Origin of the sequence: Streptomyces sp. GSL17-111, assembly GCF_037911585.1 — a bacterium.
Classification (GTDB): Bacteria; Actinomycetota; Actinomycetes; order Streptomycetales; family Streptomycetaceae; genus Streptomyces.
The window spans coordinates 2,330,188-2,346,348 of record NZ_JBAJNS010000001.1; the positions used below are offsets into that span (position 1 = coordinate 2,330,188).

General features: G+C 70.6%; 21 protein-coding genes, 1 tRNA gene and 1 pseudogene. 17 read left to right on the forward strand and 6 right to left on the reverse strand.

Translation table 11 applies throughout. The annotated features are described in order from the left end of the window. Window positions 1-29: 29 nt before the first annotated feature. The 3 genes from V6D49_RS10130 to V6D49_RS10140 all read right to left on the reverse strand — a co-directional run bounded on the left by V6D49_RS10130 (window position 30) and on the right by V6D49_RS10140 (window position 2,415). Window positions 30-1,118 carry an IS630 family transposase gene (locus V6D49_RS10130; protein ID WP_340555944.1) on the reverse strand — a complete coding sequence of 363 codons (1,089 nt, stop codon included), beginning with the start codon at window positions 1,116-1,118 and terminating at the stop codon, window positions 30-32. Between the two features lie 34 nt (window positions 1,119-1,152). Next, window positions 1,153-1,902 carry a hypothetical protein gene (locus tag V6D49_RS10135; RefSeq protein ID WP_340558936.1) on the reverse strand — a complete coding sequence of 250 codons (750 nt, stop codon included), beginning with the start codon at window positions 1,900-1,902 and terminating at the stop codon, window positions 1,153-1,155. A gap of 159 nt (window positions 1,903-2,061) precedes the next feature. Further along, entirely contained in the window at window positions 2,062-2,415 is a 354-nt protein-coding gene (locus V6D49_RS10140; protein WP_224754861.1) for a winged helix-turn-helix domain-containing protein, read from the reverse strand. A 155-nt stretch (window positions 2,416-2,570) separates the two neighbouring features. Here V6D49_RS10140 and V6D49_RS10145 point away from each other — a divergent pair, with 155 nt between their 5' ends. From V6D49_RS10145 to V6D49_RS10215, 15 genes and pseudogenes are all read left to right on the forward strand, one after another. Then, complete coding sequence (locus V6D49_RS10145) at window positions 2,571-2,861, forward strand: hypothetical protein (protein ID WP_191209798.1); 291 nt, start codon at window positions 2,571-2,573, stop codon at window positions 2,859-2,861. Next, the gene (locus V6D49_RS10150; RefSeq protein WP_340558937.1) at window positions 2,858-3,508 is read left to right on the forward strand and encodes a GGDEF domain-containing protein; all 651 of its coding nucleotides are present in this window, start codon (window positions 2,858-2,860) and stop codon (window positions 3,506-3,508) included. Before V6D49_RS10145 ends, V6D49_RS10150 begins: the two co-directional genes overlap by 4 nt. Next, window positions 3,505-4,482: a DUF2637 domain-containing protein gene (locus V6D49_RS10155; RefSeq protein WP_340558938.1), complete on the forward strand. Its 978-nt coding sequence runs from the start codon at window positions 3,505-3,507 to the stop codon at window positions 4,480-4,482. Before V6D49_RS10150 ends, V6D49_RS10155 begins: the two co-directional genes overlap by 4 nt. Window positions 4,483-4,529: 47 nt before the next feature. After that, window positions 4,530-4,895, forward strand: a pseudogene (locus tag V6D49_RS10160) (DNA cytosine methyltransferase); the annotation flags it as partial. Between the two features lie 522 nt (window positions 4,896-5,417). Then, a complete protein-coding gene (locus tag V6D49_RS10165; RefSeq protein ID WP_340564348.1) occupies window positions 5,418-5,594 on the forward strand; it encodes a hypothetical protein in 177 nt (58 codons plus the stop codon). Further along, a complete protein-coding gene (locus V6D49_RS10170; RefSeq protein WP_340558939.1) occupies window positions 5,591-5,923 on the forward strand; it encodes a hypothetical protein in 333 nt (110 codons plus the stop codon). Before V6D49_RS10165 ends, V6D49_RS10170 begins: the two co-directional genes overlap by 4 nt. A gap of 140 nt (window positions 5,924-6,063) precedes the next feature. After that, window positions 6,064-8,247, forward strand: coding sequence for a cell division protein FtsK (locus V6D49_RS10175; protein ID WP_340563847.1), 2,184 nt, complete (start codon window positions 6,064-6,066; stop codon window positions 8,245-8,247). A 140-nt stretch (window positions 8,248-8,387) separates the two neighbouring features. Beyond that, entirely contained in the window at window positions 8,388-8,678 is a 291-nt protein-coding gene (locus tag V6D49_RS10180; RefSeq protein WP_340558940.1) for a hypothetical protein, read from the forward strand. Further along, a complete protein-coding gene (locus tag V6D49_RS10185) occupies window positions 8,669-8,857 on the forward strand; it encodes a hypothetical protein (protein WP_340558941.1) in 189 nt (62 codons plus the stop codon). Before V6D49_RS10180 ends, V6D49_RS10185 begins: the two co-directional genes overlap by 10 nt. Window positions 8,858-8,870: 13 nt before the next feature. Continuing rightward, complete coding sequence (locus tag V6D49_RS10190) at window positions 8,871-9,065, forward strand: hypothetical protein (RefSeq protein ID WP_340558942.1); 195 nt, start codon at window positions 8,871-8,873, stop codon at window positions 9,063-9,065. Between the two features lie 4 nt (window positions 9,066-9,069). Then, a complete protein-coding gene (locus tag V6D49_RS10195; RefSeq protein WP_340558944.1) occupies window positions 9,070-9,192 on the forward strand; it encodes a hypothetical protein in 123 nt (40 codons plus the stop codon). A 3-nt stretch (window positions 9,193-9,195) separates the two neighbouring features. Continuing rightward, window positions 9,196-9,657: a hypothetical protein gene (locus V6D49_RS10200; RefSeq protein ID WP_340558945.1), complete on the forward strand. Its 462-nt coding sequence runs from the start codon at window positions 9,196-9,198 to the stop codon at window positions 9,655-9,657. Between the two features lie 89 nt (window positions 9,658-9,746). Further along, entirely contained in the window at window positions 9,747-11,546 is a 1,800-nt protein-coding gene (locus V6D49_RS10205) for a DnaB-like helicase N-terminal domain-containing protein (RefSeq protein ID WP_340558947.1), read from the forward strand. A 251-nt stretch (window positions 11,547-11,797) separates the two neighbouring features. After that, a complete protein-coding gene (locus V6D49_RS10210; protein WP_191209885.1) occupies window positions 11,798-12,007 on the forward strand; it encodes a helix-turn-helix transcriptional regulator in 210 nt (69 codons plus the stop codon). Continuing rightward, window positions 12,007-13,380 (forward strand): tyrosine-type recombinase/integrase, encoded by a 1,374-nt coding sequence (locus V6D49_RS10215; RefSeq protein WP_340558949.1) that lies wholly within the window; start codon window positions 12,007-12,009, stop codon window positions 13,378-13,380. Before V6D49_RS10210 ends, V6D49_RS10215 begins: the two co-directional genes overlap by 1 nt. A gap of 182 nt (window positions 13,381-13,562) precedes the next feature. Here V6D49_RS10215 and V6D49_RS10220 read toward each other — a convergent pair. Further along, a tRNA-Tyr gene (locus tag V6D49_RS10220) sits at window positions 13,563-13,644 on the reverse strand. Between the two features lie 184 nt (window positions 13,645-13,828). On the opposite strand from V6D49_RS10220, the gene V6D49_RS10225 reads away from it, so the two are divergent. Further along, entirely contained in the window at window positions 13,829-14,317 is a 489-nt protein-coding gene (locus tag V6D49_RS10225; protein WP_191209806.1) for a YajQ family cyclic di-GMP-binding protein, read from the forward strand. 34 nt (window positions 14,318-14,351) lie between these two features. Here V6D49_RS10225 and V6D49_RS10230 read toward each other — a convergent pair whose 3' ends face one another. Next, a complete protein-coding gene (locus V6D49_RS10230) occupies window positions 14,352-14,801 on the reverse strand; it encodes a nitroreductase family deazaflavin-dependent oxidoreductase (RefSeq protein ID WP_340558950.1) in 450 nt (149 codons plus the stop codon). Window positions 14,802-14,926: 125 nt separating this feature from the next. Between V6D49_RS10230 and V6D49_RS10235 the strand changes: the two genes are divergently transcribed. Beyond that, a complete protein-coding gene (locus V6D49_RS10235) occupies window positions 14,927-15,643 on the forward strand; it encodes a TetR/AcrR family transcriptional regulator (RefSeq protein ID WP_340558951.1) in 717 nt (238 codons plus the stop codon). Between the two features lie 9 nt (window positions 15,644-15,652). On the opposite strand, the gene V6D49_RS10240 is transcribed toward V6D49_RS10235, so the two are convergent. Further along, window positions 15,653-16,156: an FBP domain-containing protein gene (locus V6D49_RS10240; protein ID WP_340558952.1), complete on the reverse strand. Its 504-nt coding sequence runs from the start codon at window positions 16,154-16,156 to the stop codon at window positions 15,653-15,655. Window positions 16,157-16,161 lie beyond the last annotated feature (5 nt).

Genomic DNA, 16,161 nt, shown 5'->3' on the forward strand with positions numbered 1-16,161 from the left:
GCGGGCCCACGCCTTCGCTTCCTGAGCCGCTAGTGTCCTGAGTCGTTAGTTCGTGTGCAGTATGCGGCGAGGGTTTCGAGGATCTCGTCTGCGGTCTTGGTCCAGATGAACGGCTTGGGGTTCTTGTTCCACTCGTTGATCCAGCCGCGGATGTCCCGCTCGAGTTCGATCACGCTGCGGTGGGTCGAGCGGCGGAGTTTGCGGGAGGTCAGCTCGGCGAACCAGCGCTCGACGAGGTTGAGCCAGGAGGCGGAGGTGGGGGTGAAGTGCAGGTGGAAGCGGGGGTGTCGCAGCAGCCACTTCTTGACCGCTTCGGTCTTGTGGGTGGCGTAGTTGTCCAGGACCAGGTGGAGTTCGAGGTGCTTGGGCACGGCGGCGTCGATGGTCTTCAGGAAGCGGAGGAACTCCTGGGCGCGGTGGCGTCGGTAGTGCTGGGCTATGACCGAGCCGGAGACGATGTCCAGGGCGGCGAACAGGCTGGTGGTGCCGTGCCGGACGTAGTCGTGCGTCATCCTCGCCGGGACCGTCGGCGCCAGGGGCAGCACGGGCTGGGTGCGGTCCAGAGCCTGGATCTGCGACTTCTCGTCCACCGCCAGGACCAGGGCGTTCTCCGGGGGCGAGAGGTAGATGCCGACCACGTCGCGGACCTTGGTGACGAACTGCGGGTCGGTCGAGAGCTTCCACGTCTCAACGATGTGCGGCTTGAGGCCGAACGCCCGCCAGATCCGCGAGACGGCCGACTGCGACATGCCCTCGACCTGGGCCATCGACCGCGTCGACCAGTGCGAATCACCCGACGGCGGCGCCTGGCCAAGGGTCCTGGCGACCATGGCCTCGACCTGCTCGTCGGAGATTTTTCGGGGCGCCCCCGAACGCGGAAGGTCCACCAGACCCTCCAACCGGTCCGCGACGAACCTCGAGCGCCACTTCCGCACCGTCTCCCGCGAGATCCCCAGGTCATCCGCGACCTGCGCGTTCGGTCGACCCTCGGCACACGCCAGGACGATCCTCGACCGCAGCACCAGAGCCTGCGAGGCCGTCCGTTTGCGCAACCAGCCCCGCAGGACACGGCGTTCGTGATCAGACAGCTCCAGCAGCAACGGCTTCGGACCAGGCATCGCCCCACCCTACAACCGCAACCGAACAAACGACTCAGGACACTAGCTGCACAGCGACACCGTGGTTCGCGGCATGTTCGGCGCCAGCTTGGGAGGCGGCGATGACGCCTCGGTAGTCGCCTGTTGTGAGGGCGAACCAGGCGCGCATCTCGTGGGCCCATCCGGTGAGCTCGCTGTGGTCGGTCTCAGTGGCGAGTGAGAGCGCAGCCCGGCGCGTGGACTCAGCGCCGTGGCGGTTGCCCATGTCGTACTCGACGCAGCCGACCAGGAGCGCCAGCCACCCAGAAAGCGCGAGCACTTCGCGGTGCTGGGCTAGCGTGAGGCTCTTGGAGTGCAGGTCCACCACGCGGCGGAGCCACTGCCGGCCCTCTACGAGCAGCTGCTCGCTCGGCATGAACGGGTACTCCGAGCAGAGCCGGTCGACGGTGATGCGCAGCGCGTCCAGGGTGGCGGCGTCGACGTCGGAGCGGTTCAGGCGGCTGACGATTTCCAGCGTCTCCATGCCGCTCGCGGCGACGATTTCGGCGTTGCCGTCACGACGGGATGGGGCGGGGAAGATCGCGTGTGTCACGGTGCCGAAGGTCGCCGCGATGATGGGGCGGTAGAAGTCGCCGGGCATGGAGCCGGCTTCCCAGCGCTTCCACTGGCGGACCATCGACTCTTCGCTGGGCAGCTCGCTCGGTGCGTGGGCTCTGAGGGCGCGTACGGCTTGAAGCTGAGACCAGTCCCGTGCTTGCCGTTCGGCCACGATGCGGTGTGCCCACGCCGGCCTGTCGTCTGCCATGTGCCCTCCCTTGGCTGCCTGTCGTGAGTCTTGCCGTTCCTTCGGGGGGACACGCAAGAGGACAGTGTGGGGGCATCTGAGGTGTCACCGTGCCCGGCTCTCTGACACCCCCACTGTCACTTCTCGACAGCCGGCCCCAGCTTCACAGTGTTTTCCAGATCACGCACTGCCTGAGGTGGCGCGTCCTTCGAGGGCCGCCACCCGTTCAGCCAATGCCTGAATCTGGGAGCGGATTTCCTTGATCTCTTCGGTCGTGTCCTGCTTAGCACTCGGCGCCTCTGCTGAGGCCGCCGTCACGAAGTACCCGCGGTTCCCCGCAGAGAAGATCAACCCCTCTGCGACAAGGATGCCCAGCCCGTCGCGCACCGTCTGGCCGGCGATCCCGAATTCGCGGGCCAGTTCCCGGGTTCCCGGCAACCTGCCGTCCGCGTACCTCCCCTCGCTGATCCGCCTCCGCAGCACATCCGCAACCTGCACCGGCTTGGGTCTGGGGTCGTTCGCGGCAAGGCTCATGCTTCGAGGTTATCCACCAGCGCGCCCTACTGCGCACTGCCGCAATGGTTGCGAGCTAGTGCGCACTAGTGCATGCTGATGCGTGCGCGGTCGTCTCCCGGCCAAGGAACGCCGACCGCTGCACCCTGCCCTGCTCGACAAGCACAGGAGTAGTGATGCGCACCTTTGTTGCTGGTCAGGAGGCTTACAACGCCTCCGAGTTCACGGAACTGGCACTCGGCATCGACCGGGAGCTGTTCGTGGGTGTCCCGGGCGAGTCCCACGAGGAGCGGGCCGCGCGGATGGACGTCGCGCGAGAGGCCCTGGCGGACCTGCGAGAGCGGGCCGAGTCGGACGAGGTGGCCGCCTGGGACGCGCTGTACGCCGAGGCCCTGACACGCACCGTGCCGATGCTGAGGGCTGCGGCCCGGCGTCGTCGCGTGCGCCGAGAGGGTGAGGCGGCATGAGCGCTGTTCTCTCCACGGTCGCCGCTGCGGCGACCGTAGCGGCGGGCTGGTCCGTTCACACCGTGTGGATGCGTCGCCAGCTCAGCCGCGCCCGGCGCGACCCGTTGACCGGGTTGCCGACGCGGGCGCTGTTCGAGACCCGGGCCCGGAAGCTGTTGTCCCGGGGATCGCGGGCGGTGCTGCTGGCGGACCTGAACCGCTTCAAGGAGCTGAACGACACGTTCGGTCACGCAGCCGGTGACGCGGCCATCCGGGCAACCGGTCGGCGGCTGGCCCGGTGGGCGCTCGACCACGCGGGGACGGCGGCCCGGCTTGGCGGAGACGAGTTCACCGCCGTGTTCACCGCCGGTGGTGAGTCCGACCTCCGCGCTGCGCTGGCCGATCTGGCCGAACGGCTCAACGAGCCCGTCACCCACCAGAACGCCCAGCTCCCCGTCAGCGCATCCATCGGCGCAGTGGTGGCCACCGGACCCGGTACGGGACTGCCGGTCGCGCTGCGTCGGGCTGACGAGGCGATGTACCGGTGCAAGCGAAGCGGCTGGGACTGGTGCATCGGTCACGGAAACGTGCCGGGCACCGGCGAGCAGATCAACGGCCGCCGCCCCGGTCGAGTCGGCGCGGCCCCGTCCGAGGGGAGGAAGCCGTGAGCGGGACCGAGACGGCCGCGACGACGGCTGAGCACCGGGGCATCCCCGCTCTGAGCACGGGGGAACGGTGGCTGGCTGCCGCTGCTGCTCTGTCCGCCGGCGCGGTCGGCGGACTCGGCTTGGCATCGTCGTTCGACGCGGTGTCCGCCGCAGCTGAGCGGTGGGGATTCGGTGCACCGTGGATGCTGCCGGTCGGCATCGACGTGGCGATTCCGGTGTTCACCGTGGCCAACCTGTTGCTCATCCGCATGGGGATGCCCCTGGGGTGGGTGCGGTTCGTTCCCTGGGCCCTCACGGCGGTGACGTGCTGGCTGAACGTCGCGGCTGGCGAGTCCCTGTCGGCGAAGGTGGCGCACGGGACCATGCCGCTTCTGTGGGTGGTGCTCTCCGAGATCGCCGCCCACATCTACGCCGTCCGCATCGGCGCGGCCACCGGTGCGAGGATGGAACGCATCCGCCGCTCCCGCTGGCTGCTCTCCCCGATCGCGACGTTCGCCCTGTGGCGCCGGATGGTGCTGTGGGAGACGACCAGCTACCGCGACGCACTCGCCCGCGAGCGGGAACGCCAGCTGCTCCGGGCAGAGCTGCGCGAGCGGCACGGTCGGAACTGGCGCCGCACCGCACCGCGACGGACCCGCGTCCTGCTCAAGCTGGGCGAACTCGCCCCCGACGAGGCGATGCCGGAACCGGCCACGCCGGACCGGCCGGCACTGCCGCCCGCGCCCCCCAGGGAGGCGCCCAAGCCGCGCGCGACCGGTGCGAGGAAGGGGCGGCGTACGCAGGGCAAGCGGTCGTTTGAGGAGCTGCTGACGCAGGCACGCGAGGCCACGGCACAGTGGCCGACCGAACGGCTGGCAGCTGAGCCGATCCGGACCGAGCTGCGTTGCTCCCCCACGAACGCCCGGCGGCTGCGGGAAACGCTCAAGGCCGAACGCACCCAGAGCACCACCGACGCCGAGGCGGTGGCGGCGTGAACAGGTTGCGGATCGGGTCGCTTTGCAGCGGCTACGGCGGTTTGGACATGGCCGTTGCAGAGGTATTCGGCGCCTCCCTGGCCTGGGTGGCCGACAACGACCCCGGCGCCGCCCGAATCCTGGCCCATCACTGGCCACAGTCGCCCAACCTCGGAGACATCACCGCCGTCGATTGGCACGCGGTGGAGCCGGTGGACATCGTGTGCGGCGGCTACCCCTGCCAGCCGTTCAGCAGCGCCGGCAAACGGAAGGGAGTCACCGATGACCGCCACATCTGGCCGCACATCGCCCGTGCCCTTCGCGTACTACGACCCAGCTACGCGGTCTTTGAGAACGTCGCAGGGCACCTTTCCCTCGGATTCGACGCCGTCCTCGCCGACCTTGCCGCCCTCGGGTTCGATGCGCAGTGGTGCACTCTTCGCGCGTCGGATGTCGGCGCCGCCCATCGGCGCAACCGCCTGTTCCTCCTCGCCTGGCCTGCCCACCCCACGTGCCAGGGACGCCAAGGGTCGCGGCTACCGCGACGGCCTGCCGACGGTAGTCGCGCTGATGCCCACCCCCTCGACCTCCGAGGCGACCGGCGTCGGCCACGCTGCACAGGGTGGGATGAACTTGCGGCACGCCGTCTCCCTGCTTCCCACCCCGGTGGCAGGGGACGCCCGGGGAGCCCGGCAGGCTACGGCAACGAACCCACGCAGCAGCTCGCCGACCCTGACCGACCTGGCCCACAGCGGCACACTTCTGCCGACCCCACGAGCGACGGACGGGGCCAAGGGCAGCCCGAACCAGCGTGGCGGCAAGGGGGATCTGACACTGCCGTCGGCGGCGCACAGGCTTGGGGGGCCTACGGCCCGGCCGTCCGACACTGGGAAGTCGTCCTCGACCGCCCCGCCCCCAGGCCAGTTGACGCTCTGGGACGGCTGAACCCCCTCCTGGTGGAGTGGCTGATGGGCCTTCCCGCCGGCCACGTCACGGCCGTGCCGGGCCTGTCACGGACAGCGCAGCTCAAGGCGCTGGGCAACGGCGTGGTTCCCCAGCAGGCGACCACCGCCCTCACGCACCTGGTCGCACTCGCCGCGCGCGGCGACGGTACAAGCGGGGTGGCGGCGTGAGTGAGCCCATCGTCTACGCCGACCAGTGGCGCATCGTCATGGCCGCATCTGAGTGGCGCTGCCAGTGCTCCGGGGAGTGTGGCCACGCCCACGCCAAGGGCGGGGGCCGCTGCCCGAGAGAGCACGACCGACACGCCAGCAAGCATCGCGGGCCGGTCCGGTTGCTCGCCGCGCCGGCCGACCCGATCACCCCCACCCGCCGCGCGGTCGCCCTCCCGGTGCACGCGCTCCGGGCATGGTGCCCGGATTGCCTGGACGCAGCTCGCCGCGCGGCACTGCGCACCGCACCTGCCGATCCCGCACAGATCGGCCTGTTCGACCTGTCGTAGCACCGACGGGGCCCGGCCACCGCCGACCAAAGCACATGGTCGGGCCCCGGTCCTCCCTCTCCACAAGGAAGGAACTCTCAGTGAATCAGCACGACGGAGACGACGACGAGCGGGAGCTGTTCGCCCGGCTCGAACACGAGATGAGCGGCACCGGATCGGCCGATCGCACGCCCGACGGGTCGGGCGGCGCGGTGGTCGATCTGGACAAGGCGCGATCGGCCCGCGAGTCGGCCGACGCATCGGCGACGGGATCGGCCGGACGGATCGACTCCGGGTCGGTCGACGGATCGGGGCGCGTGTGGGTCGACTCCCCGGGGACCGGATCGGGCGGTGGGCTGACCGATCGGTTGCGGGGTGGTAAGCGTCGCGCAGTGCTTCCGGCGTGGGCCCGCTCTCGGGACGAGTTCGCGACGGCGGCGCGGTGGCTGACCGGCCACATCGGGCACACCGTCGCGTACCACGGGGTGCGCCTGCCGTGGTACGGGCTGCGGCTGACCGCACAGGCCCCGGCCGGTACGGCGAAGTTCGTCGGCGGGGCGATGCGGTGGGTGGCCGATCGCGAAGGCGATCCGCTGCGGGCGGCTGCCGCGCGGCGGGAGAACGTGGCGGAGTACATGACGCTTTCCCGCCAGCGGGACCGCCGCGTGAAGTGGCGCACCCTGGTTGCCGTCGTCTCGACGTTCGTCGGGATCGGGGCGGCCCTGTCGCTGTACGTCCTCGCTCCCGGCTGGCTGCTCGCGCTCGCGGGCGCCTCGGTGACGCTCGCGTTGGGGTGGCTGGGGGCGCCGGCCGATGCTCCCGTCATCCACCGCGCCGTGGAGACCGGCAAGGCTCCGAAGCTCACGTCCGACATCGTCCTGCGTGCGCTGGGCGCTCTGGGGATTCCGGCGATCAATCAGGCGCAGTCCAAGGGCGGGGACGGGTTCAAGTTCACCGCTCCCATCGCCCGCGACGGGCGCGGTTGGCGCGCCGAAGGTGACCTGCCCTACGGGGTGACGGTCACCGACGTCATCGACCGGCGCGACAAGCTCGCGTCGGGCCTGCGTCGCCCGTTGGGGTGCGTGTGGCCCGAGGCCGTGACGGAGGAGCACACCGGGCGCCTGGTGCTGTGGGTCGGGGATCAGGACATGTCCAAGGCCAAGCAGCCTGTGTGGCCGCTGGCCAAGGACGGGGGCGTGGACCTGTTCAAGCCGGTCGCGTTCGGCACCGACCCGCGCGGGCGGTGGGTGGAGATCACGCTCATGTACATCGCGGCCGTGATCGGTGCGATCCCCCGCATGGGCAAGACCTTCCTCCTGCGCCTCCTGCTGCTCATCGCCGCACTCGATCCGCGAGCGGAGCTGCACACGTACGACCTCAAGGGAACCGGCGACCTCGACCCGGTCGGCAACGCCGTCTCCTACCGCCACCGCGCCGGGGACGAAGAGGAGGACATCGAATACGCGCTGGCGGACCTGCGGGCCCTGCGGGAGGAGCTGCGGCGCCGTACCAAGGCGATCCGGGCCCTGCCGCGCGACGTGTGCCCGGAGTCGAAGGTGACTTCCGCGCTGGCGTCGAAGGCGTCACTCGGCCTGCACCCGATCGTGATCGGGGTGGACGAGTGCCAGGTGTGGTTCGAGCACGACAAGCACGGAAGCGAGATCGAGGAGATCTGCACCGATCTGGTCAAGCGCGGCCCCGCGACCGGCATCGTGCTCCTGCTGGCCACCCAGCGCCCCGACGCCAAGGCCCTGCCCACCGGCATCAGCGCGAACGCCTCCGCGCGGTTCTGCCTGAAGGTCATGGGCCAGCTGGAGAACGACATGGTGCTGGGCACCTCCGCCTACAAGCGCGGGGTGCGGGCCACGATGTTCTCTTGGGCCGACAAGGGCATCCACTACTTCGTGGGGGAAGGCGCCGACGCCCGCATCGTCCGCTCCACGTTCATTGACGCCCCCGCCGCCGACGCTATCGCCGCCCGGGCCCGCGCCGCACGCCAAGCGGCCGGCACGCTCGCCGGGTACGCCCTGGGGCAGGAGCACGACGCCGACGCCACCGCCCAGCCCGGGTTCGACCTGCTCGCCGACATCCTCGCCGTCGTCGGCGCGGACGAGGCCAAGGTGTGGTCGGAGACGGTCGTGGCGCGGCTGGCGGAGCTGCGACCGGACGTCTACGGGACGTGGAGCGGTGAGCAACTGACCGCAGCGCTCAAGCCCTACGGCGTCAAGACCGGTCAGGTCTGGGGGACGACGGAGGACGGCAAGGGCGCGAACCGGCGCGGCATCAAGCGCGCCGACATCCTCACCGCCGTCGCTCAGCGTGACGGAAACACCGACGCGGCCTGACTCGGATTCACCGCTAGACCTAGCGGCACACCCCGCTAGGTCTAGCGGCCCCACTAGCGGCCCGCACCGCGCCTGATCAGCTCACTAACTCCTAGCGGCCCACCTGCAAGAACACCGGAATCCGGCTTTGGAGGCCGTACATGCCCCCTGCCCTGGGTGCTATAGCCATCCTCCTGTTCGTCACGCTGGGTTACGCGACTCTGTGTGCGGCATCGCCCTTCGGCCAGTGCCGTACCTGCTCCGGACTCGGCTTCGCCCTCACCCACACCCGGCGCGGCAAGCCCAAGCGCGGCAAGACCTGCCGCCGCTGCAAGGGCCACGGCCACCGCCTCCGTGCCGGGCGCTGGCTCTACAACCGCACCACCCGCCTGCACCACGACGGCACCCACACCCCCGCACGCACCCCGAAGGAGAACCACCCATGGCTGTGACCATCTCCCTCGCACTCCTCTTCGGCGGCGCACTGGCCATGCTGCTGAGGACCCGCAGCCTCGGCGCCGGCTCCGCGTTCGTCGCCGCAGGGTTCGGCTACTTCCTCGCGTCCACCGGCGCGGCCGGGCCCATCAACGAGTTCTTCGCCGCCGTCATCGACGCCATCCCCAACGTCTGACCGGGCGGCTGCGATGACCGACCGCATCACCCTCATGGCCGCCGGAGAACTGCGCGACGCCGTCGACGCCGTCCAGCGCGGCGACACGGCCGCCGCCGCTCACGCCCTGGCCTCCATCGACCCCGAGTCCTGGCGAGCCATCGAGGACCGGCTCGCCGCGCTGGGCGGCAGCATCACCGCCCTCACCACCACCGCGAAGGAGCACTGAACCCATGCCCGCGTTCATCGACTGCGAGCTGTGCGCCGACGACCCCGACCCCTACCCCCACTGCTGCGGGTGCGGCGCCGACGGCAGCAGCGAGTGCCCCGACTGCATCTGCGACCAGGAGCACTGACCCGTGTTCGAGCTTCGCGTCATCTGCGACCCGGCCGACGCCGACCGCATCACCACCGCCCTGAACACCACGTTCGAGACCGGCCCCGTGCGGCGGCTGCCGTCCCGGCACAGCGCTCAGGCCCGGCTCTACATCACCGCCGACCACCGCCCCGACACCGAGACCGCGACGTGGCCGGCGCCGGAAGACGCCTACGCCACCGCGCCCAGCATCATCCGCGAGATCGGGTGGACCGCCGACGCGGCAGCCACTCGCCCCGTCGGCACCACGCTCGGCCGCGAGTTCTGGCTGCGCAAGGCCGCCGTGCTCGACCGCATCGCCCTGACCGATCACGCCCCGGGTGACGCCGACGAGGTGGCCGCGAAGGCCGCTCAGCGGCTCGTCGAGCTGGACGACGTGACCGGCGTCCGGGATGCCCGCGGCTACGTCCGCCAGCAGTACGCCCGCTGGGCCTGCGACCAGTAGCAACGCCCGGGGCGGCGGTCTCCCGGCCAAGGAACACCCGCCGCCCCGGTCTCCCTGCCCGTTCGATGACTGAACAGGAGACCTCCAGAATGACAGCTGATCCCACGGACCGGCAGCACGGCGATGTGCTGTTGCTGCACGGGCCCGGTGAAGCCCGGCGGGACGGTCCGCCGCAGGACCTCGACGCGGAGCAGTGCGTCTTGGGCGCCATGCTCCTGTCGGACGCCGCCATCACCGATGCGGCGGGCACGATGGACCCCTCCGACCACTACCGGCCCGCGCACGAGACGATCCACCGCGCCGTTCAGCGGATGCACGACGAGGGACGGGCCGTGGACCCCATCACCCTCACGCACGAACTCGACCGGACCGGCGACCTTCGCCGTGTGGGTGGTGCCGGATACCTGCACTCGCTCGTGCAGAAGGTCCCGACGCCCAGCCACGCCGAGTACTACGCGGAGATCATCAGGGACAAGGCGGTCCGCCGACGCCTGATCGAATCCGGCAACCGGCTCGTGCAGGCCGCGTCAGCGTCCGACGTCGACACGCACGAGGTGCGGGCCGCCGTGCTGGCCGAGGTGACCGCGCTCACCACCTCCGACCGCGACAGCGGGCCCGAGGACGACGCACCGCAAGACGGACCGCCGAACGTCCTCTACGACCCCCAGCCCGGCATCCGCCGGCCTCAGCGCCTCGGCCCGACACCCCACCCCGACGTGTTCACCGGCTGGCTGGGCGAGACCGTGCGCGAACTGGACCCCACGACCGAGGCCGACCCGGTCGCGGTCCTGGTGAACCTGCTCTCCGCCGCCGGGGCCGCCATCGGACGACGCCCCCACGTCATGGTCGGCAACGACCGGCATCCCTGCCTCATCTGGGCCCTCACCATAGGTCCCACCTCGACCGGCCGGAAGGGTTCGGCGACCTCGACGGCCCGCCGTGTGCTGGCGGAAGCCCTGCCCGAGTTCTTCGGCCCGGAGCACACCCCGCGCGGGTTGAACTCCGGCGAAGGGCTCATCGAGTACGTCAAGGACGACGACAGCGACAACCCCGCACCGGCCAGCACCGACAAGCGACTGTGGGTGCTGGAGTCGGAGTACGCCGTCACGATGAGCCGGGGACGCCGAGAGGGCTCAAGCCTGCCGGGCGTCCTGCGGCAAGCATGGGACGGCGACTCGCTCGGCTCGATGGTCCGCGACTCGCTCAAGGCCACCGATCCCCACATCGCGATCCTCGGCCACATCACCCCCGAGGAGTTCCGGGCCAAGATGCAGGACTCGGAAATGGCCGGCGGCACGTACAACCGCTTCCTCCCGATCTTCTGCCACCGCAACCTCGTGCTCCCCGGCTCGCGCGGCGCCAGCCCGGAGCTGGTGGCCAATCTCGCGGCAGGGTGGCGCACCGTCCTGAACGACGCCGCCCGTGTGGAGCACGTGAAGTTCAGCCCGGACGCGTGGGCGCTGTACTGCGACGAGGTGTACCCGGCACTGAGCGACGATTCCGCCGGCGGCGTCATCGCCCAGTTCACGGCCCGGTCCGCGCCCTACGTTCAGCGCGTCGCCATGGTCTACGCCCTGTGCGACCACACGGACACCATCACCGAGACCCACATGCGGGCGGCATGGCAGCTGCTCAACTACGCCCGCGCGTCCGCCGTGCACCTGCTGGGCAACGTCACCGGCGACCCGAAGGTGAACAAGCTCGCCGACGCCGTACGCGCGGCCGGACCGGACGGGCTCAGCGCCGACCAGGTGCGGCGGCTGTTCAAGAATTCCAGCCGCGCGGACCGCGACCGGCTCACCGCCGAACTGCTCGACCAGCCCGGCTACGTCCGCACCCAGCGGCCGACCCGAGGCCGCCCGACCACCGTCATCAGCTACGCGGGCTGAGGGCGGTAAGGGCGCGAAGGGCGATAAGCACGCTGACCAGCGGCGACGGCAGGGCGGTAAGGGGTGCGGAAAGGCGGGCGGTAAGTCCGCCGGACGCGCGCCCCCGACATACCGCCCCGGATACCGCACCCCTTACCGCCCCAGCGAAGGCCCAGCTCAGGCCGCTTAACACCCTTACCGCCCTTACCGCCCCAGCCGGACACCAACGGAGAACCCATGCGCATCCCCGGATCGGACAGGGAGGTCCGCCCGTGAGCACGTCCGCACGCAAGCGCCGTCAGCCCGCTGATGAACTCCTACCGCTCACCGTGGTGCTGGAAGAACTGGGCATCACGCGAGCCTCCTGGTACCGCTGGCGCAACCGTGGCCAGTGCCCCCGCACACATCGCCTGCCCAACGGGCACCTCCGGGTGCGCCGTAGCGACCTCGACGCCTTTCTGGCCGACATGGAGGTGTCGTAATGGAGTGGAGCTACACCGTCCGCGTGTGGAGCATCCGAAAGCGTCGGTACCGCAAGCCGTTCCAGCTTCGCTGGCAGGTGGGCGAGCGGGCACATTCGGAGTCGTTCCTCACGGCCGGACTGGCGGAGAGCCGCAAGGCTCAGCTCATCACCGCCGCCAGGGCAGGTGAGCCGTTCGACGTGGAAAGCGGGCTTCCGAAGTCCCTGCTGCGAGAGCAGGAAGACATCTCGTGGTACCAACACGCACGGCAGTACATCGAGATGAAGTGGCCGCACTCCCCCGCGTCCACACGGAAGACGCTCGCAGAGGCCATGGCCACTGTGACGCCTGTGCTCGTGAAGGACACCAAAGGCATGGCGGACGCCCGCGTCGTCCGCGCGGCGCTGTACGGCTGGGCATTCAACGTGAAGCGTTGGGACGAGGAGCCGCCGCCCGAGTACCAAGCCGTGTTGGCATGGTTCGAGCGGAAGTCGAAACCCACGTCAGCGCTGGCGGACAGGATGCTCGTGCGGAAGGTTTTGGACGCACTGACCCGCAAGTTGGACGGCAAGGCGGCAGCGTCGTCCACGATCCGCCGAAAGCGGGCCATCTTCCACAACGCGCTTGTCTACGCCGTTGACGCCGGGCTGTTGAACGAGAATCCGATTCCCCGGGTGAGCTGGAGCCTGCCTGAACCGGTCGAAGAAGAAATCGACCCGTCGTGCGTCCCCGACCCCGTCCAGGCGGCGGAACTGCTGAACGCCGTGCGGGCGCAGGGTGCCCGTGGCCGGCACCTGGTCGCGTTCTTCGGCTGCATCTACTACGCCGCCGCGCGGCCCGCCGAAGTCGTGGGGCTGCGGCGGGAGGACTGCACACTGCCCCGCCGTGGCTGGGGCCTCCTGCAACTACAGGAGACGCGTCCGCGAGCGGGCGCGGCATGGACGGATTCCGGGGAAGCGCACGACAGCCGTGGGCTGAAGCACCGGTCACGGAAGGCCGTGCGGCCGGTGCCCATCCCGCCCGAGCTGGTGGCCATGCTGCGGTGGCACATCACGGCGCACGGCGTGGCCCCGGACGGTCGGCTCTTCCGGACGCTGCGGGGTGGACTCGTGCAGGAGAGCGGCTACGGGGAGGTCTGGGCGCGGGCCCGGGAGAAAGCCCTCCCAGCGGGCGCCGCGAAAACGCTCATGGCGAAACGGCCCTATGACCTCCGCCACGCAGCGGTGTCCACGTGGCTCAGCTCCGGCGTGGAACCGCAGCTGGTGGCCAAGCGGGCCGGCCACAGCGTGGCCGTGCTCTTCCGGGTGTACGCCAAGTTCCTCGGCAACGCGGACGAGGCAGCGAACGCCAAGATCTCCGCTCGGTTGGGGGAGCGGGGGACGCCGTCCGGCTGAGCCCCACGCATGCCCCATAGGTGCAGGTCACCCACCCGACGCCCGTCCACGGCTCGTCCAGAACCACTGGTAGAGGACGTGATCGAACGGGACGGGGTGAGACAGTCCGACACTCCGCTGGGCACCGATACGAAGAGGCCCCTGCCTGCTTGTATGCAGGTCAGGGGCCTCTTGCGTTCCTGTGGCGGCGCCAGGATTCGAACCTGGGAAGGCTGAGCCGGCAGATTTACAGTCTGCTCCCTTTGGCCGCTCGGGCACACCGCCTGGGATGGCCGTCCGGAGCCGTGCTCCTCGACGACGGGGTAAACCATACCTGATGGGTGGGGGTGCTTCGCCACTCGGTTGATCAGCGGCCCGGCCGGGTGGGCGGGGCTAGGCTTGCGGGCGCGGACGCCGTCGGGCGGGCCGTCGTCCCTACCGGATCTACGCATTGAGGAGCCAACCCACGATGGCCGACTCCAGTTTCGACATCGTCTCGAAGGTCGAGCGGCAGGAGGTCGACAACGCCCTCAACCAGGCCGCCAAGGAGATCTCCACGCGCTACGACTTCAAGGGCGTGGGCGCGAGCATCGCCTGGTCGGGCGAGAAGATCGAGATCCGTGCCAACTCCGAGGAGCGCGCGAAGGCGGTCCTGGACATCTTCGAGACCAAGCTGGTCAAGCGCGGGATCTCGCTGAAGGCGCTGGAGTCCGGGGAGCCGCAGGCGTCGGGCAAGGAGTACAAGATCTTCAGCTCGATCCAGGAGGGCATCTCCCAGGACAACGCCAAGAAGGTCGCCAAGGTCATCCGCGACGAGGGCCCGAAGGGCGTCAAGGCGCAGGTGCAGGGCGACGAGCTGCGGGTCAGCTCGAAGAGCCGTGACGCGCTGCAGGAGGTCATCACCCTGCTGAAGGGCAAGGACTTCGACTTCGCCCTCCAGTTCGTCAACTACCGCTGACGGGTGGCGCCCGCCCGGTCGGGTACCGGGCGGGTCAGGGCTCGACGGTGAGGCGGAAGACGGGGTGCTTCGGGGCGATCGCGAGCAGCTCGGCGTCCGTGGCGTCGGGGCCGACGCCGTCGAAGAAGGCGCCCACCTCGGCCTTCCAGCGCCGGAGGTAGGCGCGCAGGAGCGGGGGCTTCTCCTCGTCCGGCACCTCGACGGCGGTGAAGCGCTCGGTCCTCCTGCCGAGTCGCAGTTCACCGCCGCCCGCCACCCGCAGGTTGCGCGTCCACTGGACGTGGCCGCGCGGGGCGACGAGGTGGAGGCGGCCGTCCACGGTGAGCGGGTTCACGGGGGTGCGGCGCCAGGTGCCGGTCTTCCGGCCGCGCACGGCCAGGATCCTGGCCCCCCACACGCTGACGCCCCGGCGGGCGAGCCAGGCGATCAGCGGGTTGAGCACGTGCACGGTGAGCCGGCCGGGCTTGATGACGTGTGCGGGCATGGCGGGGACCTCCACGATGTGAGCACTGCTCTCGTTATAGAGCAGTGTCGCACCCGTACGCGCTGCCGGCAAGAGCAGTGCTCTCGTTCTTGGCCGCTGCTCCGGCACCTGGCACACTCATCCCCATGACGGTGATCAGAGGGGCCAGGGAGCGCGCGCGGAGTGACGTGACGGCGGCGATCAAGGAGGAGGCCCGGCGCCGGCTGGCCGCCGAGGGTGCCGCACGGCTCTCGCTGCGCGGCGTCGCACGGGAGCTGGGCATGGTCTCCTCGGCCCTCTACCGCTACTTCCCCAGCCGGGACGAGCTGCTGACCGCGTTGATCATCGACGCCTACGACGCCGTCGGTGAGGCCGCCGAGCGCGCGCTGGACGCGGGGGCGGACGCCGGGCCCGTCGCCCGCTGGACGGCCGTCTGCCGGGCGGTGCGGGACTGGGCACTCGCGCATCCGCACGAGTACGCCCTCATCCACGGCTCGCCGGTGCCCGGCTACGCGGCGCCGCAGGCCACCGTGGGCCCGGCGTCCCGCGTCGGGCTGGCCCTGATCGCCGTGGTGGCCGACGCGCATGCGGCCGGGGCGCTGCGGACGTCCGGTCCGCCGGTGCCGGAGGCGGTGCTGCGCGACGTGGCGGACCTGCGCGAGCGGCTCGGCGTCCGGCTGCCCGGGCCCGTCCTGGCGGAGGCGGTGGCCGCCTGGTCACAGCTGTTCGGGCTGGTCGGCTTCGAGGTGTTCGGCCAGTATGAGCGGGTCATCGACGCCCGCGACGCGTTCTTCGACCACGCGGCCGCCCGGCTGGGGGGCACGGTCGGGCTGGTGGAGCCGGAGGGGGAGGCCGGACGCTGAGCGCTGCCGTCAGGGGGCGGCGACCTTGGCGACGAAGTCGTCCAGGTTGGCCAGGGCACGCTCGACGCGCTGCTCCAGGGTGAGCGACTCCGTGTGCCGGACGAGGCGGCGGGCGGGCCGGCGGATGCCGCGCAGGTAGAGGGAGCACTTGAGGTCGGCGCAGAAGTACAGGCCGACGGAGTTGCCCGCCCGCCCGGCGGCTCCGGCGCGCGGGGCGACGAGGAGGCGCACGCCGGACAGGTCGTGGGCGGTGAGGCAGATCTGGCACATGCTGGACTTGACGGTTCCGGCCGGCTGGCCGGAGGTGCCGCGCAGCAGGACGCCGACGGGCCCGTCGGCGCGGGGCAGGACGAGCAGGGAGCGCTGGGGGGCCGTCGGGTCCGTCCAGCCGAGGTAGTCCAGGTCGCCCCAGGGCGTTGCGGGGAAGTCCGTCGGGAGGCGCAGCCGGGACGCCTCGCCCTTGCTGCAGTTGATGAAGCTGGCCCGGACGGTCTTCTCGGTGAGGGGTTCCATGTAAG

What these genes read in the sequence shown, in the direction of transcription:
- V6D49_RS10130 (WP_340555944.1), bottom strand. Translation starts at nt 1,118, where the DNA reads ATGCCTGGTCCGAAGCCGTTGCTGCTGGAGCTGTCTGATCACGAACGC.
- V6D49_RS10135 (WP_340558936.1), bottom strand. Translation starts at nt 1,902, where the DNA reads ATGGCAGACGACAGGCCGGCGTGGGCACACCGCATCGTGGCCGAACGG.
- V6D49_RS10140 (WP_224754861.1), bottom strand. Translation starts at nt 2,415, where the DNA reads ATGAGCCTTGCCGCGAACGACCCCAGACCCAAGCCGGTGCAGGTTGCG.
- V6D49_RS10145 (WP_191209798.1), top strand. Translation starts at nt 2,571, where the DNA reads ATGCGCACCTTTGTTGCTGGTCAGGAGGCTTACAACGCCTCCGAGTTC.
- V6D49_RS10150 (WP_340558937.1), top strand. Translation starts at nt 2,858, where the DNA reads ATGAGCGCTGTTCTCTCCACGGTCGCCGCTGCGGCGACCGTAGCGGCG.
- V6D49_RS10175 (WP_340563847.1), top strand. Translation starts at nt 6,064, where the DNA reads ATGAGCGGCACCGGATCGGCCGATCGCACGCCCGACGGGTCGGGCGGC.
- V6D49_RS10180 (WP_340558940.1), top strand. Translation starts at nt 8,388, where the DNA reads ATGCCCCCTGCCCTGGGTGCTATAGCCATCCTCCTGTTCGTCACGCTG.
- V6D49_RS10185 (WP_340558941.1), top strand. Translation starts at nt 8,669, where the DNA reads ATGGCTGTGACCATCTCCCTCGCACTCCTCTTCGGCGGCGCACTGGCC.
- V6D49_RS10190 (WP_340558942.1), top strand. Translation starts at nt 8,871, where the DNA reads ATGACCGACCGCATCACCCTCATGGCCGCCGGAGAACTGCGCGACGCC.
- V6D49_RS10195 (WP_340558944.1), top strand. Translation starts at nt 9,070, where the DNA reads ATGCCCGCGTTCATCGACTGCGAGCTGTGCGCCGACGACCCCGACCCC.
- V6D49_RS10205 (WP_340558947.1), top strand. Translation starts at nt 9,747, where the DNA reads ATGACAGCTGATCCCACGGACCGGCAGCACGGCGATGTGCTGTTGCTG.
- V6D49_RS10215 (WP_340558949.1), top strand. Translation starts at nt 12,007, where the DNA reads ATGGAGTGGAGCTACACCGTCCGCGTGTGGAGCATCCGAAAGCGTCGG.
- V6D49_RS10225 (WP_191209806.1), top strand. Translation starts at nt 13,829, where the DNA reads ATGGCCGACTCCAGTTTCGACATCGTCTCGAAGGTCGAGCGGCAGGAG.
- V6D49_RS10230 (WP_340558950.1), bottom strand. Translation starts at nt 14,801, where the DNA reads ATGCCCGCACACGTCATCAAGCCCGGCCGGCTCACCGTGCACGTGCTC.
- V6D49_RS10235 (WP_340558951.1), top strand. Translation starts at nt 14,927, where the DNA reads ATGACGGTGATCAGAGGGGCCAGGGAGCGCGCGCGGAGTGACGTGACG.
- V6D49_RS10240 (WP_340558952.1), bottom strand. Translation starts at nt 16,156, where the DNA reads ATGGAACCCCTCACCGAGAAGACCGTCCGGGCCAGCTTCATCAACTGC.